At 35.9% G+C, this 23,191-nt stretch carries 29 protein-coding genes; 17 read left to right on the top strand and 12 right to left on the bottom strand.

The window, feature by feature from the left end; translation table 11 throughout:
- Positions 1-115: 115 nt before the first annotated feature.
- The 6 genes from rimM to JML65_RS11655 form a co-directional block, all read right to left on the bottom strand.
- Positions 116-658, bottom strand: a complete 543-nt coding sequence (rimM, locus tag JML65_RS11680; RefSeq protein WP_047488208.1) for a ribosome maturation factor RimM — start codon at positions 656-658, stop codon at positions 116-118.
- Positions 659-673: 15 nt separating this feature from the next.
- On the bottom strand, positions 674-1,240 hold the full coding sequence (locus JML65_RS11675) for a 30S ribosomal protein S16 (RefSeq protein WP_047488204.1): 567 nt from the start codon (positions 1,238-1,240) through the stop codon (positions 674-676).
- 143 nt (positions 1,241-1,383) lie between these two features.
- Positions 1,384-1,896, bottom strand: coding sequence for a nitroreductase (locus JML65_RS11670; protein ID WP_202270969.1), 513 nt, complete (start codon positions 1,894-1,896; stop codon positions 1,384-1,386).
- A gap of 46 nt (positions 1,897-1,942) precedes the next feature.
- A complete protein-coding gene (locus JML65_RS11665) occupies positions 1,943-2,578 on the bottom strand; it encodes a DoxX family membrane protein (RefSeq protein WP_115917655.1) in 636 nt (211 codons plus the stop codon).
- Positions 2,579-2,620: 42 nt separating this feature from the next.
- On the bottom strand, positions 2,621-3,070 hold the full coding sequence (locus JML65_RS11660; RefSeq protein WP_047488195.1) for a hypothetical protein: 450 nt from the start codon (positions 3,068-3,070) through the stop codon (positions 2,621-2,623).
- Positions 3,071-3,221: 151 nt separating this feature from the next.
- Positions 3,222-3,752 carry an SRPBCC family protein gene (locus JML65_RS11655; protein ID WP_047488191.1) on the bottom strand — a complete coding sequence of 177 codons (531 nt, stop codon included), beginning with the start codon at positions 3,750-3,752 and terminating at the stop codon, positions 3,222-3,224.
- Between the two features lie 210 nt (positions 3,753-3,962).
- On the opposite strand from JML65_RS11655, the gene JML65_RS11650 reads away from it, so the two are divergent.
- The 8 genes from JML65_RS11650 (at position 3,963) to JML65_RS11615 (ending at position 10,185) form a co-directional block, all read left to right on the top strand.
- Positions 3,963-5,981 carry a M3 family metallopeptidase gene (locus tag JML65_RS11650; protein ID WP_047488516.1) on the top strand — a complete coding sequence of 673 codons (2,019 nt, stop codon included), beginning with the start codon at positions 3,963-3,965 and terminating at the stop codon, positions 5,979-5,981.
- Between the two features lie 14 nt (positions 5,982-5,995).
- Positions 5,996-6,436: a hypothetical protein gene (locus JML65_RS11645; protein WP_202270968.1), complete on the top strand. Its 441-nt coding sequence runs from the start codon at positions 5,996-5,998 to the stop codon at positions 6,434-6,436.
- Positions 6,423-6,956, top strand: a complete 534-nt coding sequence (locus JML65_RS11640) for a hypothetical protein (protein ID WP_202270967.1) — start codon at positions 6,423-6,425, stop codon at positions 6,954-6,956. Before JML65_RS11645 ends, JML65_RS11640 begins: the two co-directional genes overlap by 14 nt.
- 122 nt (positions 6,957-7,078) lie before the next feature.
- A complete protein-coding gene (locus JML65_RS11635; protein WP_047488184.1) occupies positions 7,079-7,462 on the top strand; it encodes a tetratricopeptide repeat protein in 384 nt (127 codons plus the stop codon).
- 29 nt (positions 7,463-7,491) lie between these two features.
- Positions 7,492-7,692, top strand: a complete 201-nt coding sequence (locus JML65_RS11630) for a YqaE/Pmp3 family membrane protein (protein ID WP_047488181.1) — start codon at positions 7,492-7,494, stop codon at positions 7,690-7,692.
- 142 nt (positions 7,693-7,834) lie between these two features.
- Entirely contained in the window at positions 7,835-8,257 is a 423-nt protein-coding gene (locus JML65_RS11625) for a hypothetical protein (RefSeq protein WP_047488180.1), read from the top strand.
- Complete coding sequence (locus JML65_RS11620) at positions 8,244-8,975, top strand: class I SAM-dependent methyltransferase (RefSeq protein WP_202270966.1); 732 nt, start codon at positions 8,244-8,246, stop codon at positions 8,973-8,975. Before JML65_RS11625 ends, JML65_RS11620 begins: the two co-directional genes overlap by 14 nt.
- A 124-nt stretch (positions 8,976-9,099) precedes the next feature.
- A complete protein-coding gene (locus JML65_RS11615; RefSeq protein ID WP_237390859.1) occupies positions 9,100-10,185 on the top strand; it encodes a serine hydrolase domain-containing protein in 1,086 nt (361 codons plus the stop codon).
- A 3-nt stretch (positions 10,186-10,188) separates the two neighbouring features.
- Here JML65_RS11615 and JML65_RS11610 read toward each other — a convergent pair whose 3' ends face one another.
- Together JML65_RS11610 and JML65_RS11605 are read right to left on the bottom strand one after the other, a co-directional pair.
- Positions 10,189-11,601: an MFS transporter gene (locus JML65_RS11610; protein WP_202270965.1), complete on the bottom strand. Its 1,413-nt coding sequence runs from the start codon at positions 11,599-11,601 to the stop codon at positions 10,189-10,191.
- 39 nt (positions 11,602-11,640) lie between these two features.
- Positions 11,641-12,192 (bottom strand): TetR/AcrR family transcriptional regulator, encoded by a 552-nt coding sequence (locus JML65_RS11605; RefSeq protein ID WP_202270964.1) that lies wholly within the window; start codon positions 12,190-12,192, stop codon positions 11,641-11,643.
- Positions 12,193-12,296: 104 nt separating this feature from the next.
- Here JML65_RS11605 and JML65_RS11600 point away from each other — a divergent pair, with 104 nt between their 5' ends.
- Together JML65_RS11600 and JML65_RS11595 are read left to right on the top strand one after the other, a co-directional pair.
- Entirely contained in the window at positions 12,297-12,752 is a 456-nt protein-coding gene (locus JML65_RS11600) for a VOC family protein (RefSeq protein ID WP_237390858.1), read from the top strand.
- A 91-nt stretch (positions 12,753-12,843) separates the two neighbouring features.
- Complete coding sequence (locus JML65_RS11595; RefSeq protein WP_202270963.1) at positions 12,844-13,452, top strand: hypothetical protein; 609 nt, start codon at positions 12,844-12,846, stop codon at positions 13,450-13,452.
- A gap of 23 nt (positions 13,453-13,475) precedes the next feature.
- On the opposite strand, the gene JML65_RS11590 is transcribed toward JML65_RS11595, so the two are convergent.
- The gene (locus JML65_RS11590; protein ID WP_237390857.1) at positions 13,476-14,495 is read right to left on the bottom strand and encodes an NAD-dependent epimerase/dehydratase family protein; all 1,020 of its coding nucleotides are present in this window, start codon (positions 14,493-14,495) and stop codon (positions 13,476-13,478) included.
- Positions 14,496-14,554: 59 nt separating this feature from the next.
- On the bottom strand, positions 14,555-15,130 hold the full coding sequence (locus JML65_RS11585; protein WP_202270961.1) for a Crp/Fnr family transcriptional regulator: 576 nt from the start codon (positions 15,128-15,130) through the stop codon (positions 14,555-14,557).
- Positions 15,131-15,265: 135 nt separating this feature from the next.
- Here JML65_RS11585 and JML65_RS11580 point away from each other — a divergent pair, with 135 nt between their 5' ends.
- Positions 15,266-17,641 carry a TonB-dependent receptor domain-containing protein gene (locus tag JML65_RS11580; RefSeq protein ID WP_202270960.1) on the top strand — a complete coding sequence of 792 codons (2,376 nt, stop codon included), beginning with the start codon at positions 15,266-15,268 and terminating at the stop codon, positions 17,639-17,641.
- A 69-nt stretch (positions 17,642-17,710) separates the two neighbouring features.
- Here the strand turns inward: JML65_RS11580 and JML65_RS11575 are convergent, their stop codons facing one another.
- Positions 17,711-18,097: a hypothetical protein gene (locus tag JML65_RS11575; RefSeq protein WP_202270959.1), complete on the bottom strand. Its 387-nt coding sequence runs from the start codon at positions 18,095-18,097 to the stop codon at positions 17,711-17,713.
- Positions 18,097-18,231, bottom strand: coding sequence for a hypothetical protein (locus JML65_RS24010; RefSeq protein WP_262896498.1), 135 nt, complete (start codon positions 18,229-18,231; stop codon positions 18,097-18,099). Before JML65_RS24010 ends, JML65_RS11575 begins: the two co-directional genes overlap by 1 nt.
- Positions 18,232-18,324: 93 nt before the next feature.
- On the opposite strand from JML65_RS24010, the gene JML65_RS11570 reads away from it, so the two are divergent.
- From JML65_RS11570 to JML65_RS11545, 6 genes are all read left to right on the top strand, one after another.
- Positions 18,325-18,957: a TetR/AcrR family transcriptional regulator gene (locus JML65_RS11570; RefSeq protein ID WP_052188590.1), complete on the top strand. Its 633-nt coding sequence runs from the start codon at positions 18,325-18,327 to the stop codon at positions 18,955-18,957.
- Positions 18,954-19,421, top strand: a complete 468-nt coding sequence (locus JML65_RS11565; RefSeq protein ID WP_202270958.1) for a GNAT family N-acetyltransferase — start codon at positions 18,954-18,956, stop codon at positions 19,419-19,421. Before JML65_RS11570 ends, JML65_RS11565 begins: the two co-directional genes overlap by 4 nt.
- A 5-nt stretch (positions 19,422-19,426) precedes the next feature.
- Positions 19,427-20,251, top strand: a complete 825-nt coding sequence (locus JML65_RS11560) for a helix-turn-helix domain-containing protein (protein ID WP_237390856.1) — start codon at positions 19,427-19,429, stop codon at positions 20,249-20,251.
- 79 nt (positions 20,252-20,330) lie between these two features.
- Positions 20,331-20,921, top strand: coding sequence for an NAD(P)H-dependent oxidoreductase (locus JML65_RS11555; protein WP_202270957.1), 591 nt, complete (start codon positions 20,331-20,333; stop codon positions 20,919-20,921).
- Between the two features lie 337 nt (positions 20,922-21,258).
- Positions 21,259-22,461: a tyrosine--tRNA ligase gene (gene tyrS / locus JML65_RS11550; RefSeq protein WP_202270956.1), complete on the top strand. Its 1,203-nt coding sequence runs from the start codon at positions 21,259-21,261 to the stop codon at positions 22,459-22,461.
- A gap of 204 nt (positions 22,462-22,665) precedes the next feature.
- Positions 22,666-23,187 (top strand): 3'-5' exoribonuclease domain-containing protein, encoded by a 522-nt coding sequence (locus JML65_RS11545; RefSeq protein WP_047488142.1) that lies wholly within the window; start codon positions 22,666-22,668, stop codon positions 23,185-23,187.
- Positions 23,188-23,191 lie beyond the last annotated feature (4 nt).

The raw sequence follows: 23,191 nt of genomic DNA, 5'->3' as shown, positions 1-23,191 counted from the left end.
AAAGAAGACCATACAAAACCGATGGTTTCTGATCCTATACAAAAGTTATGGGAAATATTTCTTAGTAAATAATGCGAAAGAGAATAAATTTCAGGTGTATTTTCTGAAAAAGGGATTACTCATCTTTTTTTGACGGAACAAGGAAAACGTCCATCAGGCCTTCCGGCAACTGCATTTTAATAAATCTTTCTTCTCTGTTCACTTCCAGGATCCAATCTTTAATAAGAGGGATCACAATTTCACGGCCTTCAAATCCAAGAATGAAATAATTTTGGGCCGTCTGATCGTTTACAGATCGTATTACCCCACAGTCATTATCATTTTCGTCAAGGATATTATACCCTATTATTTCGTGATAATAGAACTGTTTTCCTGAAAGTTGGGGAAGGGTAGCAAGCGGCAGGTAAACACTTTTACCTAAAACCTGATCTACCATAGATTCTGAGGAGCCTTTAAAAGCAAGGTTTAAAGCATCTAATTTGCTCCATGAGGATTTTTCAATAAAAAATGGAACCAATAATCCGTTGATTTCAACGAATATTGATTCCAATTTATTGTAAAGCTTGGGCTGATCGGTATCCAATTTAAGGATAACGTTACCCGCAAGTCCATGTCTGCGTGTGATTTTACCTAAAAAATAGCAATCTTCTTTACGCATAACAGGATTTGTTTATTAAGCTTCAGTGTTTTCTTCAGTTTCAGCAGCAGGAGCTTCTCCTTCTGTAGCTTCAGCAACAACTTCTTCAGCAGGTGCGTTAGCAGCTTCCTCAGCAGCTTTAGCATCAGCATCAGCTTGTGCAGCAGCAGCAATTCTAGCTTCGTTTACTTTAACTTCAGCTTCTAAAGCAGCTTTCTTAGCGTCAGCCTGAGCTTTAGATAAACCTTCTACTTTACCTTGTACTTTAGCATCTTTAGCGTCTACCCAAGCAGCAAATCTTTTTTCAGCTTCTGCTTCGTCAAAAGCACCTTTAGCTACACCACCTTGTAAGTGTTTTTTGTAAAGGGCACCTTTGTAAGAAAGGATAGCTCTAGCAGTATCAGTAGGCTGAGCACCATTGTTTAACCACTGTACAGCAGAATCAACGTTTAATTCAATAGTTGCAGGGTTAGTAATTGGGTTGTAAGTTCCTAGTTTTTCGATGAATCTACCATCTCTTCTTGCTCTAGAATCTGCAACCACGATGTGGAAAAAAGGTTTACCTTTTTTACCGTGTCTTTGTAATCTGATTTTTACTGACATAATGTTTGAATTTTACGGGAACTCGTCCCAGTTAAATATTTAAGAGTGCAAAGATAAACAAATTTTTCAATTTGGTAATTTGAAAATGGGATAATTTGATATTTTTTTTCACTCATTCATTATCACCTCATCAAAATGATTCATTAATCCACTGCCCCCATATAGAAAAGCCCTAAACACTTTTGGTTTTCCTCGATGGTTAAAGATTCCTTCAAAAGGTCAACAATAGAGGGAGAACTCCAGTAACATCCTATATTATAGGCCGTACAGGTAAGATACATATTCTGAACAGCCATTGAAGTGGCAGCAATCTCTTCCCATTCCGGAACCATCCCGCTGAAATTAACCACTATGGAAACAACCACATCAGCTTTATTGATTTTAAAACCGATATCATTAAATTTTTTCTCTAAAAAAAGCTGTTCAGGCTGTGTAGCTTTATAGATAGCCTGCATTTCTGAAGCCAGATTTGCCTTTTCCTCTCCTTTGAATACCTTGAAGCGCCAAGGCTTTGTACGCTTATGATTGGGTGCAAATGTTGCCGAGCTTAGAATTTCATCAATAACCTCCTGAGAAATTGCTGCGTCTGTATAATCTTTTGGAAAAATACTTCTCCTTTGTTCTATGATTTGTTTTACTATTTCTGCTTTATTCATAACTGCAAATTTACAATATGAGATCCAATCTCCAACATTTAAAACATCAGGTATTTACTACTATTTTACAGTTTTTATAGGCTTTATAATTGCTTGTAGCAAAGGTCAGCAGAATTATTGCTGCAAATGCCTTCGTTAGCCACTTTTCATATACCGCTCCATGTACGGGATCCAGCATATACAATACGATAAAGCTGAAAGCATATATCATTCCTGCAATAATCCAGATACGGCCGGGATCAGGATATTCCTTAACGATACTCGATTTGTTATAATTAAAAATTGGAAGCAATTTATGCCCGTCCCATATCAGTAATATAGAAACAGCAAGCATCATTAACGAAGTGATCATCCAGGTTCCGGAGAATGAAAGACTAAGTGTAATCACCCAAATATTAGTTAATATTGCAAAAAACACTAAGGCTCCCAGCGTTGCATAACGCTGTGTCAGCAGTAAAATGCCTGCCGTTACCTGTGCCCATCCTAAAAAGTTCCAGTAGAAACCGGATTGGTACAATGCTTCAAAAAAGTAACCTATTGGATTTTCTGTTGAAATACGGGTAAACCTATTTCCTATTAATTTGGTTAATCCTGATGGAAAAAAAGCAAAGCCCACCAGATAGCGCAAATGGATAATAATCCATTGATTGATTCTGTTTGTTCTTAAATTAGCGAATTTCATGGGTATTGTGGATAGTTATGGCTTCATCATCAGAGTATCTTCTTACAATACTTCCACTATTTTTTGATGAATTTTGTTCAACACAAACTCATCTCCAGCCTTCATTCCCATTATCTTTTTAGCCATTGGGCTCTCGGGTGAGATCGCATAGAAACGGTCTCCTTCAAAAAAGAATTCACCTAATGAAACTGAAATATAAAAACGGGCTTTATTGGTAATCACCAATGAGCCTAGCTGTGCTCTGTCTGTACTTGTGTTAAGAACTTTTGCCATATTTCTTTTAAGATCATTCAAAGCTCCCAATTGTCGTTGCATCTGGTAAATCTCCTCCTGCATTTCTTCTCTCATACTGTCATATTTCGGAGTTTTTTTGATGTCACGGCTTGCTTCCAGAGTAAACTCAATAAATCTTTTAAGTTTTTCAATTTTCTCTGTAATGGTAGTTTTTACGAAGTCTCTGATATCACTTTTTTCAAATACAATCTTCTCCATAAATCGAATCTTTATATAAAGATAATATTTTTCTCATAATAATTTATATTTTCATTTCTTCATCAAAAAATGAATGATTCAAATCCTACCAGCAAGGGTAATAATCCTTAAAGCAATAGAAAAGCCTTGTAAAATTTACAAGGCTTCTGTTTTATTTTTCTGATATTTGTTTCAGTCCGTCAAGGCCCTGTCCAAACATTTTATCCATATTATTATCCATCATAGGTTTCATAATCTTCATCATAGTATTCAGCTCATTATCGATCATCCAGGTTACTTTTGTTCCATTTCCCTCGGGAGTCAGTACAAAGGTACTTTTAGCATTTCCTTCAAAAGGCTGTATAAAATGAAGTTTGGTAACCATTTTTTCATTAGGTACTATTTCGGCAATTGCCTGTTCTCCCTCGCCTACATTTTTATCTCCTTTCCAGTGATAGGAATCTCCTATTTTGTCACCATCACCTGAATAGGTAATCACTATATTTTTATCTGCTTTAGAAAAAGGATCCCATACATTATATTCTTTTAAAGAACCTACATGTGACCATACTTTTTCTTTTGGAGCTTTAATAACAACAGATTTTTCAAAATGATAATCTTTACTGAAAGCCAGCATTGCAATAATCGCATATACAGCAATCAACAGAATGATAATTCCGATAATTTTTAAGAGTGTTTTCATAGTTTATATATTTAGGTTATTTATTGTAATGACAACGTTTAAATCTGTTCTCAAAATTAAATATTTCAACATCACCCCCACTTTCCATATGACAAGATTATTTAAAGATAAGTATTTTTGTCATAACTTGTTATTCAGGCATTATTTTTGAACTTTTCGGCTGTGATTCCTGATGAATCACTACATTTAACTTTAATTAAAAATCAAAAAATGAATATTTTAACTGAAAAATTTAACACTCCATATCATTCCGCACCGTTTACTTCTATTAAAAATGAAGATTATCTTCCTGCTTTTAAAGAATTAATTCAAAAATCTGAAGAGGAAATCAATGCGATTGTTAATAATCCTGAAGCGCCTACTTTTGAAAATGTAATTGAAGCTTTAGCGTATTCTGGTGAGCAGCTGGATGTTGTCTCCAATATATTTTTCAATTTAAATTCTGCAGAAACAAGTGATGAAATCCAGCAGATTGCTCAGGAAGTTTCTCCTATTTTAACGGAATATTCTTCAAAGATTTCTCAAAACGAAGCTCTTTTCAGCAAAATCAAAAAGGTATATGATGAAAAGGAAAAATATAACCTCAACGGGGAACAAAAAATGCTTCTGAATGAAACCTACAAAGGTTTTGTAAGAAGTGGAGCTTTACTGAATGAGGAAGACAAAGAAAAATTAAAAAAGATCAGTATGGATCTTTCTCTGAAATCCCTGCAGTTCGGACAAAATGTACTGGCCTCTACCAATGCTTATTTCAAACATATTACCCAGAAAGAAGATTTGGCAGGTATCCCCGAAGCTATTATTGACCAATATGCTGAGGAAGCTAAAGAAAGAAACCTTGAAGGCTGGGTTGTTACCTTGCAGTACCCAAGCTATATCCCATTCATGACTTACGCGGAAAACCGTGAACTGAGAAAAGAACTGGCCTTGGCCAATGGCAAAAAATCTTTTGATGGTGGTGAGTTCGATAACCAAAATATGATCAAAGAACTTCTGTCCTTAAAGCAGCAAAAAGCCGAACTTTTAGGTTATCAGGATTATGCTGATTTTGTTCTTGAGGAAAGAATGGCCAAATCCCCGGTAAAAGTTTTTGATTTTTTAAATGAACTTCTAACCAAAGCCAAACCTTATGCTGATAAAGAAATCGAAGAATTAAAATTATTGGCTAAAGCAGATGGCATTGAGGATATGCAAGGATATGACCATGCTTTTTACGCTGAAAAACTTCGTAAACAGAAATTCGACCTCAATGATGAGGAACTGAAACCTTATTTCCCTTTAAACCAGGTACAGGATGCTGTTTTTGGATTGGCTGGAAAACTTTTCGGATTAACATTTGAAGAAAGAAATGACATTCCGAAATACCATGAAGAAGTAAAGGTATATGAAGTAAAAGAAAATGGCACTTATAAATCTCTGCTTTATGTTGACTATTTCCCAAGAAAGGGGAAAAGAGCGGGTGCATGGATGACAAGCTACAAAAATCAGTATCAGCAGAACGGAGAAAATTCACGTCCGCATATTTCTATTGTCTGCAATTTCAGTAAACCGACAAAAGATACTCCTAGTTTATTAACATTCCAGGAAGTGACCACCTTATTCCATGAATTTGGACATGCCCTTCACGGAATGATGGCCAATACCCAATACCCTTCTCTTTCGGGAACTTCTGTAAAATGGGACTTCGTGGAACTTCCATCCCAATTCCTGGAAAACTTCTGCTATGAACCTGAGTTCTTGAAAACTTTTGCGAAACATTACAAAACAGGAGAAGTTCTTCCTGATGAAAAAATTGAAAAGATTGAACAGTCTAAAAACTTTATGGAAGGATATCAAACTCTGAGACAGATTGGTTTTGGACTTCTGGACATGAATTATCATACTAAAGCCGGAGAATTAGAACATGAGACTGTAAAGGAATTTGAAGATAAATACACCAAAGCAACTACGCTGTACCCTACAAATCCGGAAACAGCAATGAGCCCAAGTTTCTCCCACATCTTCCAGGGAGGATATTCTGCGGGATACTATTCTTATAAATGGGCAGAAGTATTGGATGCTGATGCTTTCCAGTATTTTAAAGAAAACGGAATCTTCAATCCGGAAATTGCAGCTCAGTATAAAGTACTTCTTTCCTCTGGGGGAACGAAAGACCCCATGGAACTGTATAAAGATTTCAGAGGAAGTGAGCCCAAAGTTGAAAGCCTGTTGAAAAGAGCTTTCGGATAATCCTACCACTGAACATGATACAGGAACTTAATAAATTTGAAGCTGTTTTTAGGGAATCCCTAAAAACAGCTTTCATTAATGTAGATCACGAATACATTGATGCTCTCCTCGATAAAAGAGACCTTCCCGAATTTTCAGATGTATGGATGGAAGCCTATCAGGCTGTGGACGGAAAAGCAATAAACTTGGAAACAGAGGAAAAAATCAATGATATCCGAAAGGATATTTTTGTATTTGTTTTCAGAATCACTGGTTCATCTGATATGTCGGCCTATATTTCTGATGATGTAGGTCTTATTTGCGCCTATTACATTCATAATATTGATCATAAATGGGTGAACGATTTATTTTTCACTTATCTCACTCATCAGATTCCCCACGGTGAGCTTATGAAAACAGATCAAACAATAAGAGAATTAATCAACTCCTACCCCCTCAACGATGAGAAATTATAAATATTGGGAAACCTGTATTGATTTGATAGAAAGCAGAAAGATTGAAGAAGCAACCCATTTTGTTCTTGAAACGACTTCAAAACTTGGACTTTCTAAAGAATTAGTGGAAAAAATAATGACTGTTTCTTTAAAGGGTTTTGAGAAAAAAATTGAAGGAAAAATGAAGGATTGCCTGGAAAAGGCAAGAGAAGAAAATGCCGAAGCCCTTTGTTTGTATTATAGTGTAGACAATGGCTGGGATAGTACCATGTATATCTGTAAAGGCTATACCAAGGAGAACAGTTCCTGGATTTCTGAAAGCAAAAGCTGGATTGAACTTGGAAAAACAAGAGGTTTCTCAGAAATCTACAAAAAAACCGCAGAATCAGCTTTTTTCACCAACAAAATAAGTTCAGCCGTTTGTATTCTTTTAATGTTTAGAACAAGCATTGCCTTTTATAATGTGGCTCAGAAGTTTCCAGACTGTGGATTCAAGCTCTGTATTACCGCAACGGAAAGTGACTTTGTAAGAGTTGCATAAGCCAACCCTGTGAAATATATTGAGAGGTAAAGCAAATAGATCACATTCTTTCAGCAAGATTTATTTTAAGAAAGCTAAATTTGTACTGTACAACATAAGCATTCATTCTGTAATTTTAAATAATGAGCAATATAACATCCAGATTAGAAAACGTAAAAAAACTTCAGGCAAAAAGATGGGAAAATGAAGATCATTGGGATACTTTAAATGATTTATTAGTCCAGGAATTAGATGAAATTTTACTTATTGAGCCTGAAAACACCTCCGCTTTAATCAATATCGGGGCTATTTATTCTGATATGGGAGAAAATGAAAAGGCATTATCCTATTTAAAGAAGGCCTTAGATCTTGGGTCGAGCGACAAAAATTTATATGTAAATCTTGCGGTTGTGCTTATTTATATGGAAAAACACCAGGAAGAATATTTGGAATACCTTGAGGAAGTGGAAGATAAAATTGAAGATCCGCTTACTTTTAAAGCGTATTTTGATCCTCAGTCTCATTAGAAATCTAATATTAATTAAAATTTTAAACCATGTTACTAGCCATTTTACTTCCCTTCTTATCCTTTATGGTTCGTGGAAAAATTATCACCGGAGTGATCTGCCTGATTTTACAGATCACCTTAATCGGCTGGCTTCCTGCTGCCATATGGGCGGTTTTATCTTTAAATAATGCAAGAGCAGATAAGAGAACGGATAAACTGATTAAGGCCATGCGCAATAATCAAAAATAAATTGGCGTTTACCGTCAGAATATCTTTATTCACGCAAGGGAATTTTTAAGACTTAATTATACCTTCTTCGTCAGAAATTACTAAATAATTGTCGTATTTTTACAATAGACTCGGTTGACCCATTCAACCAGATTACCCTATCATGGAAATCGCGTTTAAGAATAAAAGAATTATTACCAATATAGCACTCGGTCTTGTTTGGATCGGGATAGGAATCAGTTATTTTTTTGAATCAGAAAAAAAACTATGGAAGCCTTATGTCATTATAGCATTGGGAATAGCTTATATCATCATGGCTTCCTATGAATATTTCTATAAATATCTCATCATTAGCGATAAGCAGATTCAGGTTAATATATTCCCTAAAAAGCAGATCAATATTGATGAAATAACTTCGGCAGATTACAATCTCAATGACTACACGTTCACGACTTCCCGTAAGACCCTGAAGGTGGTAAGATCACGGATCAGCCCGGATGATCTTCCAAAGTTCGAAACGTTCTTTAATGAAGTTCGATCAAAATTAAGAGACCAAGATCCACTTTTATCCTATGAAAGAAAATAAATATGACAACCCGGCTTTTTTTGACCAGTATGAACAAATGCTTCGGTCACAATTAGGCTTAGAAGGAGCAGGAGAATGGCATGCTCTGAAAAATATGTTACCCAATATCAAAGGAAAAAAAATCCTTGATCTGGGTTGTGGATTCGGATGGCACTGCCGCTATGCTATGGAAAACGGAGCGAAATCTGTTATTGGAATTGACCTTTCGGAGAAAATGCTTGCTAAAGCTAAAGAGATCAACAATCTGGAAGGTATCCACTATGAAAGAAAAGCACTGGAAGATGTAGAATACCCTACTGAAAAATTTGACCTTGTTTTGAGTTCACTAACCCTTCATTATGTGGAATCATTTGATGCTCTTGCTCAAAACATTTACCACTGGCTGGTTTCAGGAGGTCATTTTGTATTTTCAGTGGAGCATCCTGTGTTTACCGCGGAAGGAGGTCAGGATTGGGTATATGATAAAGATGGGGAAAAAGTTTGCTGGCCTGTTGACCGGTATTTTATCGAAGGGAAAAGAAACACCACCTTTTTAGGAGAAAATGTCATCAAATACCACAGGACTTTAACCTCTTATCTCAATACTTTATTGAAACACGGTTTTAAAATTAAAGAAATCATTGAACCGGAGCCCAGTCACAATATGCTGAAGGAAATTCCGGAAATGAAAGATGAACTTCGCAGGCCAATGATGCTGTTAATCTCTGTAGAAAAATAATCGTCCTTTCAATACCCTTGAAAATCAACATCCTATTTTTAAATCAAGAAAACACCAATAGCTATTTTGCATAACATGGTAATGAAAATAATTTATATCTTTGTATAACACAATACAAATCGATATGATTATCACAAAACTTATAACCACTCTTATACTGCTTGTGTTCTTTAGCAGTCAGATGAGTGCCCAAGCCCTTGAAAAAAGCGTTGAAAAGAAAATTGACAGCCTGATCCAAACCGAATTTGGAAATAAAAATGAGCCGGGCGGTGTATTTATGATGAGTCAACATGGCAAAAGTCTCTATCGGAAGGCTTTTGGAAAAGCTAATCTGGAACTTGATGTCAATATGACTCCGGACCAAGTTTTTCAAATCGGATCTATGACCAAGCAATTTACAGCCGTTGCCATTCTGATGCTGGAACAACAGGGGAAACTTTCTGTAAACGATCCTGTTTCAAAATACATCAAAGACTATCCTTCGGGGGACCAGATAAGTATTCATCATCTTCTGACCCATACTTCGGGAATTAAGGATTTTACAAAGATGAAATCTCTTTCCGGTATTGCCCAGAAAGAAATGAAACCCATAGAAATGGTAGATTTTTTCAAAAATGAACCGGCTGATTTTGCTCCGGGAGAAAAATTTGAATACAATAATTCCGGCTATGTGGTTTTAGGATATATTATAGAACTTATTTCAGGAGATACTTATGAAAACTTCATCAAGAAAAATATTTTTGATAAGACAGGAATGTCGAATTCCTATTACGCTTCCGATAGAAAACTTATTCCCAAAAGGGCTTATGGATATCATAAAAAAGAATCTGGATTTGTCAACAAAACAATGATCAGCTTTAGCATTCCCTTTTCGTCAGGCTCATTAATGTCTACTGTGGATGACATGCTGAAATGGCAGCAGGCTTTAAACCAGAATATTCTATTAAATGCTAAAGAAACCCAAAAAGCATTTCAAAAATATAAACTGAATTCGGGTGAAGAATTTACCTATGGATACGGATGGCATCTGAAAGATAATAACGGCACTCCGGACCGAGAGCACGGCGGAAGTATTTTTGGATTCAAAAGTATGGGAGTTTATATCCCGGGCAAAGATATTTATGTGATCGGTTTAAGCAACTGTGACTGCCATTCACCAACTGAAATTACCCAAAATATTGCGAAAATCGTGTTGAATCATTCGAAATAGCACTTACGGATTCTTTGCCATCTTACTTTTCGGAAGGATATGCTCAGGAAGCATAAAAATAGAAGCTGCCACAAAAACAAGACATACAATATTGATGACAATAGCCATTAAAAAAGCATAGTGGTAATCTTGCGCTGACGGCTGTTTTCCCAGAAAATAATAAAAAACACCACCCACCGCAATAATTCCGATGATCGCTGCCACCTGCTGAAAGGTATTGTAAACTCCCGATGCATTTCCTACAAGGGTTACAGAAATCCCGGACAATGCCATATTGGCAAGAGAAGGGATAACAGAACCTACTCCTGCTCCATGCAAAAAAAACAGGAGGTAAAAAAGGTAAAAAGGTGTCTGTGAATTGAAAGTAAAAATCTGTATAATAAGAACACCAGCGATCAGCCCTATCCCTCCAATTAGTGTATTCTTTCCATATTTTAAAACCAGTTTTGCAGAAAAAAGGGAAGCCAAAATAAACCCAAGCCCCTGAAAAACAATAATCTCACCGGCATGCAGCGGACTGATTCCTAATCCATCCTGAAAAAAAAGCGATACAATATAAAAGTAGGAATCCAGCATAATAAAAAAGAAAACCACCGCCCAGATTCCCAGGTTAAAATTCTTATACCTGAACAATTCAAAATCAATTAGATAAGGGCGGTTCCTTTTTATTTTCCCTTTCTGATTTTTTATAAAATAGATCAGAATACAGGCTGAGATCAGAAGAAGGGCAGTATTTCTGAGATTAAAGCCCTGATGTTCAGACATCGTTAAGGTGTATGTTGAACAAAAAAGGACGGCAGACAACGCTGCTACCCCCCAAATATCAAAGGCATTTTTTACCGGAGTTTTAGATTCATTCAAAAATTTTATGCTGAAAAATACAGATAAAATACAGATAGGTACATTTATCAGAAAAATCAGTCTCCACGGTTCCTGCATAAAGGATAGCGATGAAAAATACCCTCCAAAAAACTGTCCTGCAATGGTTCCAATCCCAATTGTTATTCCATACCACCCCATTGCTTTTGTTCTTTCTTCATGAATCGGAAACAGGATCTGTATCATAGACAAAACTTGTGGGGCCATCAAAGCAGCACTCATTCCCTGAATAAAACGGGCGATGATCAATGGTCCGGCACCCGTTGAAATTCCGCAGCCTACAGAGCTCAGCATAAAAAATATCAACCCAACAATGAAAATCTTTTTCCTGCCATATACATCCCCCATCCTTCCTCCTGTAATCAGAAAAGAAGCAAATCCAATAAGATAGGAAGAGATCATCAGCTGCATTTCTCCATTGGAGGCATGAATATCCTTCTGGATAGATGGAATGGATACATTTATAATAAAAATATCCATGATGGTAAGCAATTGCCCCGAAAGTACAATCAGCAATTTCAAATATTTATAGTTCATAATTATATAGATATATCTATTTTTTAATAGTAAAAAAAATTAGGACAACAGTCCCTGAACAATTTTTTTAGCGTGATCGAAAGAATCTGTTTTTTTTTGGATTGTAGAGGTTACCACAGCACCTTCAATAAGCAGAAAAATAGTTTCTGCCGCAAGATCAATCTCCGGTAATTGACTTTGTTCCACTAATGTTCTGATGAGATCTTTATGTTTTTCTTTATGTTTCTTTACAAAGTCAGACACTACAGGATTAGTGTCCCCTATTTCTGAGATAATTTTAATAAAATGACATCCGGCAAACTTAGAGGATTTTTGCAGCTGTTTCCTGTAATCCATTAAAGCTTCTATTTTTTCTTTAGGATCCGAGCAGCCTTCAATACTTTTTTCAACACCTTCAAACCATGCCAGTTCTTCTTTAATAAGATATGCATGTAAAAGCTCATTCTTGGATGAAAAATGATTATACAGGGACCCGATTGCAATATCGGCATCAGCAATAATCTGATTGATCCCGGTAGAATTATAGCCCTGTCTGTAAAACAGATCCGAAGCTACCCTGATGATTCTATCTTTCACTTTTTCTTTTTTCATCCTGAAAATTTTTACAAAGCTAAATAAAAAATAGATAAGTCTATCTGTTTTTAAATGATAAATAAAATTTTTATCTTAGTCTATATAAACTGGTCAAGAAATTTATGAGAAGGTCTGCATCAATTATTTTTTCTTTCTGGATGGTCCTATCTTGTAATCAGGCTCCCAACTCCAACCCTATGAGTACTTCCAACCCTGTTATTTATTTTGAAATTCCTGTCACTAATCTGGACCGTGCAGAAAAATTTTATACTGCCGTTTTTAATTTTAGCTTTGAAAAAGAGGTGATCGACCATTATGAAATGGCACTGTTTCCATTTGAAGAAAAAAACAGTGGAATTACAGGAGCACTGGCTAAAGGAGATGTATACAAACCTTCTAAAGACGGCGTCATTATTTATTTCAAAACCGAAAATATAGACGAAACCTTACAAAAAGCTATTCAAAATGGAGGAAAATTACTCTATTCAAAGAAAATAGATCCCAAACACGGCTTTGCAGTTGCTGAATTTGAAGATTCCGAAGGAAACAGAATTGCATTACATGAGACGATCGATTAATACAATTTAGTACATATTATTTTTTCATTGAAATATCTGCATATTTTGTATCTTTAATTACCATATTCATAAAAATATTGGGTGAAAATTTATGACAGAAGAACTTCATTTTATCAAAACAAACCCTAATATTGCTAAAATTAATTTATACAATAAGCTCTGTCGGGAAGAAGAGAATATTTTAAATTTTCTCCAAACCAACAACACGGCCCAGCTTGAAACCATTAAGGAGAAAGTAAAAGAGTCTGTAGATGAGCTTACCAAGGAAGAATTGATGAATATCTTTTCATGGTTCAGCCATATGTATCCTTCAGATCCTGAAGAAACCAAAACACAGCTTTTCATCCATGGTATTGATCTCTTTTACGAAATACCATCTAATGATAAGGTACAAAGTTTCCAACAGATTCTTTCAGATTATGAAAAGTACTCACAGCAGCCCATGGGTTATATTGTCAATTCTCAGAATTTTAACCAGTTCCTGATTTACGGAATATTTATCACAGCATTACTCCATAGAGACAAGGAAAATATTCTTTGTGATTATTTAAAAGCTGACCATCAGGATTTATATGTTCTGGCTGAAAACCAGTTGTATTTAAAAGAATCTGATATCCAAAACAGTACTAATCTTCAACTTTATTTCAATGATCTGTATGATATGACAAAATTTTATAAAGGTTCTATTATCCAGCTTTAAAATGACGATCATAAAAGAGGCTTTCAGGCCTCTCTTAAGATTTCAGGATTTTTTATCAGGTAGCTTAAAGCCTCTGCCACAGCCTGCTCAGGTTTTTTCGGATTAAATCCTAATTCATTTCTTGCTTTGGAAATATCAAAATCCTGCTGCAATCCTGAAAACATGGCAATATCTTTTCTGGTCAGTACCGGAGCTTTTCCACTTAGTCTGGCTGTAAATTCCATGATGGCAGCAATACCCAACAAAACTCCTTTTGGAACTGAGCTAGGTATTTTAAGTTTCAGTTCAGGATAAAGTCTGTTTGCTAAAATGGTGGTGTCTGTAATGCTCATGCATTTTTCATTGGCAAGAATATAACGTTCTCCGGATTTTCCTTTTTGGGCAGCAAGATAACACCCTTCTGCAACGTCTTTTACATCTACCCAGTTTAGGGTGATTTTAGTATCTACAGGGATTTTTTTATTCAGAATAAGTTTCAGAACTCCATAAGAAACGTTCAAGGGTGAAAACGCTTCACTCCCTATCATAGCAGCAGGCATTACAGAAACAAGCTCTATTCCGAGTTTGGCAGCCAGCTCAAAAGCCAGTTTTTCACCGTCATTTTTGGAATTATAGTACATGTCCCTTCTGTCCGGATTGTAACCATTACTTTCTTTGGTGGGAAGTTTTGTATAATTCAGTGCAGCAATAGAACTTACATAGATTATTTTTTTCACCCCTGCTTCTGCAGCGGCTTCAATAGTATTACGTGTTCCGTTGATATTAACATCATAGATTTCTTTCTGGGGATCCTGAGCCCATAATTTAAAAGAAGCACCTACAGCATAAAATGTTTCTACTCCCTGTAATGCTTTTACAAAAGAGGCTTTATCGGTGATATCCGCATGAACTACTTCACAATCCAGCCCTTCAAAAGGCTTTTTATTCCTTATATTCCTTACCGTTGCCCGTACGGGAATTTCCTGCTGCAATAAAAATCGCACTAAATTATTTCCCAAATGTCCGTTTGCTCCTGAAACCAGGCTTAAAGTATTCTTTGTCATTGCATTCATTTTAATGCTGCAAAGTTCACTTTCCTGTTTGCGGAACCACTTGACTTTTGTTAGTTAATTATTTTTCTCCTGATTCTGCTGAGACTTTCCGGTTTCATCCCTAAAAATGAAGCGATGTATTGAATGGGAACATGCTGAATGATATCGGGAAATTCTTTCAATAATTTAAGGTAGCGTTGCTCAGCACTCAAAGCAGATAATTCTCTGGAGCGGTTTTCATTGTAGGCAATAGACTGTTGAAAAACCAAAATACTGAAATCTTTCATCATCCGGCTATGGGCAACCAGATGATCAAGATTCGCTTTGGAAATCCGCAAAAGCTCACAATCTGTAATGCATTCCACAAAATCATCAGATCTTGTTTTGTTGATAAAATGAGTATAAGACGTAAAAAAACCGGGCGGACAGTTGATATGGGTAGTGACCTGGTTTCCATTCTGATCCATATAAAACAACCTGAGGTATCCTGAAACAATATAATAAAGATAGTTGGGTACTTTACCTGCTTCTTCTATCACCGTGTTTCTGGAGAATTTTACAGGTTCAAAACAGGTTTTTACCGTTTCAATTTCTTCGGGGGTAATCTCCTGTCCTGAACGTATATATTGCAAAAGTTTATCATGCATTGAGGATGAATATTGATGAATCTGTCACAAAAATAGCCAAAAGAAAACTTCGGACCCTCTTCCGGCTAAAAAAAGATTTTTCACAGACCTATGTAATATCCTTCTCTTAAAAATTGTCTTGTATAAAAACTAAGTATGAATCGGAAGATAATTATTCTTTTAAGTCTTGTATCAAGTTCATTCATTTTTGCACAAAGCATTGAAGGAACTATTACGGACCAGGAAAATAAGCCGGCGGTAGAAACAGAGGTACTGATCACAAAAGATAATCTTAAATTTTCTGCGATCACAGATGAAAAGGGAATGTTTAAAATCCCTTTAAAAGAAAATGGAAATTATGTATTTGAAATTATAAAAGACGGGATAAAAACAAACAGTGAAAAAATAGCAGTAAAAGGGGCCGTCAAAAAAGATGTTCAATTTGGTGAAGCTCCTCCTACAGTACAGAAAGTAGAAGGGGTAACCATTACAGCAAAAAAGAAATTATTTGAAAGAAAAGTAGATCGTCTGGTATTTAATGTTGAGAACTCTGTGGCTTCCCAAGGCATTGATGCTATTGAAGCACTATCCAAAACCCCCATGGTAAAAACCAGTGACGATGCGATAAGTATTGCAGGCAAAAGCAATGTTGCCGTTATGATCAACGACAGACTTCTGAATTTAAACGGACAGGAACTTATTAACTATCTAAAAACACTGCGCTCTGATGATATCCTAAAAATAGAAGTCATTACCACTCCACCTGCAAAATATGATGCAGAAGGAAAAAGCGGACTGATTAATATTATTCTCAAGAAAAATGCAAATCTCGGATGGAATGGCTCTATCCAAACCTCCGGAAACTATTTTTGGGGAAAACCTACAGTTTCTACAAGAAGCGGTGCTACATTCAATTATCAGGGAGAGAAACTCTCACTAAGCACCAATCTTTCCGCAGGGGATAATTACTGGCAATATGATACCTACAATTATCTGAAAGGTACCACCAATACTAATTACTGGAACAGAGACAGTGACAATCTCAATAATTACAAATACAAAAGCGGAAATATAAAAGCGGAATACAAAATCAATGATAAGAACCTGGCAGGCATCAATTATAACTACTCGCACAGTAATCCTTTGGAAAAGGGAGAAAGTACTTCAGCCAGATTCAATGAGGAAGGTCTGCTGAATATTCTCTCCAATTTTAGAAACAGGAACAGCAGGGATGTTCACAATGCCACAGCATTCTATGAAGCCAAATTAGACAGTGCAGGAGGAAAACTGAATTTGACAGCAAATATGATGATCAATAATTCCAATGCCAGAAATTTCTCTAATACTATTACTTCGGAAACTATTGCTACTCTGGCAAACCCTATCAGTAAATACAGAATTTATTCCGGGCAGGCCGATATGGAAAAAACTTTTGCCAAGATAAAGACCGAATCGGGACTGAAATATACCCGCATTAAAAATGACTCAGAGTTTAATTTTTTCAATATTGAAAATGATCAGTATGTGCTAAACCCCGGTCGTACCAATACCTTCTTTTACAATGAAGAAAACTATGCCGCTTATGTATCGACCAATTTTAAAATCAATGATAAATGGGATGCTAAGGCCGGGCTCCGTTATGAGTACACTACGCTGGAAGGAGTTTCAATGAATGATAATACTTCAGCAAAGATAAAATATGGTAAATTCTTCCCTACAGCCTATATAAGCTATAAGCCCAATGAAAATCATGCTTTTTCACTCAACTATTCACGGAGGATTTCGCGTCCTTACTTCGGAAATCTGAACCCATTCAAATTTTATACTTCAGAATATGAATACAGCACCGGTAACCCGTATCTGCTGCCTTCATTTTCAGACAATTTTGAATTCGGATATGTGCTGAATAATAACCTGAATATTACTTTATACTACAATTATAATAAAGATAACTGGGACAGAATCCAAATGGTTGGTGATCAAACAAGATATTCTATCGTGAAGAATTTCTATAATGAAGACCAGGCAGGAATCAATGTCAGCTACAATTACAATAAACTGAAATGGCTGGAATCTACTCTTTTTGTGAATGGGTATTATACGAAATCAAAATCCTATGATCCTGCCATTCTTCCGGCACCGGCCGGTTACAGTGCTAATATTAATCTGGACAATAATTTCTTTCTTAATAAAGAAAAGACAGTCACCTTAATGCTAGGGCTTTGGGGCAGTCTTCCGAACAGAAATGGAAACACCTATTACTATACCAATGCCTCTCTGTATACAGGATTAAAATTAAGCCTGATGGATAAAAAACTTCTCGTTAATTTATATTTAAATGATATTCTGAATACCAACCGTGAAAAAGGTATAGAATATTACCCCACTTATACTATAGATTATCAGTACAAAGGTATTACCCGAAATGTTCACCTTTCTCTTACCTATAAATTCGGGAACAATAGTGTGAAAGGAGCTACCAAGCAGGTAAAATTTGAAGAATCCAACAGAGCAGGTGGTAATGGTAATTAAAACCGTATCTCCTCAATAATCTAAAAACGGATAAAAACTATAACTCGGGTCAACAGAATCCTGCTTTTGTCAGGATCTGTTGGCCTTTTTATCAGAAAATTGTACCAAGCTGAATGTTTTAAATCTAAAAAAATAATAAACCATTCCACCGGCAAAATACGCCAGTACATCCAAAATATCTCCTGTAAACCGATGCGATACTCCCGGACAAAGCACTTCAAATAAAAAAGATAAATACAGTACTGAGGTCAGAACAAATTTTAAGTCAGGCTTCCAATGATAGCCTAATAAGTCGTTCATTATATATTCTATCAGGTAACAATACATAGGAACGGTAATACAATCCGTAAAATGATCATTGATCACTGGAATATACAATCCTTTTTTTCTTAATGCAATGATGAATATCCAGGCTATCAATCCCACAAAAAACCAATACGAAATTCTTTTTCTCATCACATATGCAGCAATGCCATTATTACACCGATGAGTACCTGCAGAACTTTTGCCAGAGCATCCTGAATATTACTTTCGTTTTTCTTGTCTTTTTTTCCGGCTTCTTCATAATCAAATATTTTTTTCCCTTCCATATTGATTATATTTTTTTATCACAAATATACTTCAAAATTAGAACAAATGTTCTAATTTTGAAAATAGTATCAATAAAATATTATATTTGTTAAATGATGAAAACCAAAGAAAAAATTTTACTGAAGGCCCTCGAACTCTTTAATGAGAAAGGTTATACTACAATCACTACAAGGCATATCGCTGCGGAGCTCAATATCAGTCCGGGAAACTTGCATTATCACTTCAAACATTCAGAAGATATCATTAAAATACTCTTTCAGGAACTAGTGCTAAAAATGGACGAACTGCTGAATACAATGAAAGAAATGGAAAATAATACACTGGAAAACCTTTATCAGTTTACTTTTTCAACGTGTAAAATATTTTATTCTTTCCGGTTTATATTCGTGAATTTTGTAGATATCTTAAAAGAAATTCCTGAAATAAGATCACAGTATGAAGAGATCCATACCAGTAGAAAAGAAGAATTTCAGATGATCTTTTCCGGATTACAAAAGAATAATATTTTTAAAAAAGATGTACCTGAATTTATGATGGACAGCCTTATCCAGCAGATTTTCATTATTGCCGATAACTGGCTTACCCACAACAGGTTAATTTTAAAACTGGATCAGGAGGCAGCGATATCGCATTATACCTTACTGCAGATGAATCTTTTCTATCCTTTTCTGAATAAAGAACAGCAGAAATTATATGAAAAACAATATATCACCCCTACACCATGATCATCAGGAAAGGAAACACAGCTGATCTTGCGGATATGAAGCTTCTTTTTGCGGAAACCATTACGGATGTCTGCAAGGAAGACTACAATAACGAACAGATTGAAGTTTGGAAGTCAGGTACTGAGAATGAAGAAAGATGGCTAAAAGTAATAGAGAAACAGCACATTTTGATTGCTGTTTCTGAAAATAAAATGATTGGGTTTTGCACTCTCGATCAGGAAAACTATATTGATTTGCTCTTTGTACATAAGGATTATCAGCATCAGGGAATTGCAAAGGCATTGTATACTCAGATAGAACAGGAAGCTCTACAACAGGAGGCATCCATACTAAATGCCGATGTCAGCAAGACAGCAAAACCTTTTTTTGAAAAAATGGGGTTTAAGGTGAATGCCGAACAGACTGTACACCTCAAAGGAGTTGACCTCATCAACTACAAGATGAGTAAAAATCTGATTACATAAAAAAGATGATGCCTGACCAACTGCCCGAATATCATGAATTTAGAATTCCTGTTCCTCAGGAGTTTGAAAATGTATTCACTCATTTCTATTTTGCTGAAAATACTTCTGCTGAGGCTATCGTCAAAACTTTACTTCCCACTTACCAAACCCTGTTATTATTCTGCTTTGGGGAGCAGGCATCCATGTCTACCCGTGAAAAAACAATTATCAGTGTTGATAAGTGTATCGTTTTCGGTCCTGTAAGACAAGCTTTTGATTATATGCTTCCGGCAGGTTCTTCTATACTTGTAGCTAATTTTAAAGATGATGCATTCTTTAGGTTTTTTGGAAAACTTTCTTTTGTCCATACAACAGCTAAACACCCTGATCAACTTCTGGATGAAAATTGCTTTACTAATTTATGGTATGAACTTTCCCACCTCCAGTCTGCTACAGAACAGGTGAATCATATTTTAGAATTCTGTATTCCATATTTACAGGATCAGGATACTATCAGCAAACTTTTAAGTGGTATTGAAAATGATCATTTGAATCCGATAAAAATCGTTTCTGAACAGACGAACCAGACCGAAAGAAATATTCAGCGCAAACAGAAGGAACAATTTGGATATTCTATTAAGGAGATTAACCGTTACAACCGCTTTTTAAAAGCCATAAAAATCATAGAAAAAGAGACCGCAAAGCAGGAAAAAGTTCAGTGGTTTCACATCATCGATGAATGCAGTTATTATGATCAAAGCCAGCTTATTCATGATTTCAAACATTTTTTGAATATTTCCCCTGCCCAATACCTGAAGTTTCAACAGGATATCTGCAATCCTAAATCCTGATCTTCAGATTTCGTTTTCTTACAATTTTTAACATTTCCACTGCTTTACTTTTGTCTTATAAATTTTAAAAAGCAGCGCAATGAAACATTTAATTATTTATGCACACCCTAACGAAGGCAGTTTAAATCACAACATTTTAAACCACGTTATAGAAACGCTTCAGTCTGAACATCACGAGATCAGAATCAGGGACCTTTATCAGATGAATTTCGATCCTGTTTTATCGTTAGCAGATATGCAGGGGCAGCGTAGTGGACAAGTAGCTGATGATATACAGCAGGAACAGGATTTTATTTCATGGGCAGATCAAGTCACCTTTATCTATCCCATCTGGTGGACTGGACTTCCTGCTATCATGAAGGGATATATAGACCGTGTTTTCAGTTACGGTTTTGCCTATCGTTATGACCAGGGAATACAAAAAGGACTTTTAAAAGGGAAAAAAGCCGTTATCATCAATACCCATGGAAAGTCTCATGAAGAATATAAACAAACAGGAATGGATACGGCACTTTCTCTTACTTCTGATCAGGGTATTTTTACCTATTGCGGCTTTGAGATCATCCAACATCTCTTTTTTGACAAAGCCGACAGAGCCTCTGCAGAAGATCTTGAATTATGGAAAAAACAGATCTCAGCAGCTTACCTCCAGCCTGTTCTTAATCACTAAAATAAAATTTTATAATGGCATGGTATTCGCTTAAAGATTGATAAGTAAAATTGTTTTGAACCATTATTTTAAACCATTAAGATTAGTAATTAGTTAATTTTTAACATCACTATATATCTTGATGGTTTAAATATTGGCTTTCGATTAAAAAGTTTCTATATTTGTATCTCATGAAACACTTAAACAGCATATTACGTCTTCCTTTTTTCAGTGAGTATTACTCCCCGACCTATCGTTCGGGAAGACTTTCTATAGCTATTATTCAGTAAAATTATCTACATATATATAGAGCCCGGACAGATACTGTCCGGGCTTTTTCATTTTAAAATTATTCAATATGATCAGTACATTACAAGAAAATGTGGCCATTACTCTTCCTGAGAACGGGTTGGAGGAAAAGCTGAAACTCTCCAAAGAGGAAAACAGAAAATTAACTGTAAAATTGGGCTTTGATCCAACAGCCCCTGACTTACATTTAGGGCATGCGGTGGTGCTAAAAAAACTGAAACAGTTTCAGGATCTGGGACATCAGATTGTGATTGTTGTAGGAAGTTTCACAGCAAGAATTGGTGACCCCACAGGGAAAAATAAGGCAAGAAAACCTTTAAGTTCCGAGGAAGTAGAGCATAATGCCAAAACCTATATCAATCAGCTATCTAAAGTTATTGATGTAGAAAAAACAAAAATCGCCTTCAATTCTGATTGGTTAGACATTCTTGATTTTTCGGAGGTTATTCAGCTGATGTCAAAAGTAACGGTAGCCCAGCTCATGCACAGAAACGATTTCAATAAAAGGTTCGCAGAAAATACCCCTATTGCCATGCATGAATTGGTATATCCTATCCTTCAGGGTTTTGATTCAGTGAAAATTGAATGTGATATTGAAATGGGAGGAACTGATCAGCTTTTCAACTGTACTATGGGGAGGCAGCTCCAGGAAGTTCATCAGTTACCTGCACAAATTGTCATGTGCATGCCCCTTTTAAAAGGACTTGATGGAAAAGAAAAAATGAGTAAATCTCTGAATAATACGATTGGTCTTACTGATGAGCCCAATGAGATGTTTGGGAAAACCATGTCTATTCCGGATTCTTTAATTGATGAATTTATTGAACTCACCACAGATTTCTCACCGGAAGAAAAAGCTGTATTAACATCAAGGATAGAAAATGGAGAAAATCCAATGAATATAAAAAAGCTGATTGCCAGAAACATCATCAGTCAATACCATGATAAAGTCTCTGCCGAAAATGCAGAACTGTTCTTTAATCAACAGTTTCAGAATAAAAATTTTGAGGAGAAAAGTTTTGAGCCTGTTTCGATTGCTATTGTGTTGAATCATCTCCAAAATAAGAAGACTATCCTTGAACTATGTCATCATTTAAAAAACAGCCTGAGTAAATCTGCTGTGCGGAGGCTCATCCAAAGCGGAGGTGTTCAGCTCAATTCTGTCAAAATCATAGAACCGGATCAGGAAATTGAACTTTCAAAGGGGCTTAAGATAAAAATAGGCAAGAGAAGCTTTTTTGAATTAGAGTAAAGAGAGAGAAACCGAAGGCTGGAAGAAGAAAAAAAATAGTTTTCATTCAGTAGTATGGCTATGCTGAGGGATATCCTATTACCAAACACAGGTTCAAATGATACTTCCAGCCTTTTCTTTCAGCTTCTGTTCTCACATAGTGAAATTTAGTGTTTGGAGCTCAGGTTAAATCAATATCTTCGTTATACTAAAAATCAGTATTCAATGAGCTATATCATGGTCGATATAGAATCGGACGGTCCGATTCCCGGGGATTTTTCTATGGTATGTTTTGGTGCCGTGCTTGTAGATGAGGAACTGGACAAGACTTTCTATGGGAAGCTAAAGCCTATTTCCGGAAAATACAATCCCGATGCTTTAGCGGTTTCAGGCTTCACAAGAGAAGAAACCATGGATTTTGAAGATCCTGAAAAAGTGATGTCTACTTTTGAAGAATGGATCAAAACCCATTCTAAAGGAAGACCTATTTTCATCAGTGATAATAATGGTTTCGACTGGATGTTCATCTGCTGGTATTTTCATCATTTCCTTGGGCGAAATCCTTTCGGTTACTCTTCAAGGAGATTGTCTGATCTGTATTGTGGATTGGAAAGGGATACTTTTGCCCAATGGAAACACCTACGTAAAACTGAACACACCCATCATCCGGTAGACGATGCCCGCGGAAATGCTGAGGTTTTGTTATATTTGAAAAAAGAAATGGGACTGAAAATTGCATTGAAATAGCATC

Origin of the sequence: Chryseobacterium sp. KMC2 (assembly GCF_016756935.1) — a bacterium.
Lineage (GTDB): Bacteria > Bacteroidota > Bacteroidia > Flavobacteriales > Weeksellaceae > Chryseobacterium > Chryseobacterium rhizosphaerae.
Note: the sequence above shows the minus strand (reverse complement) of the source record. Positions and strands in the feature narration are given on the sequence as shown.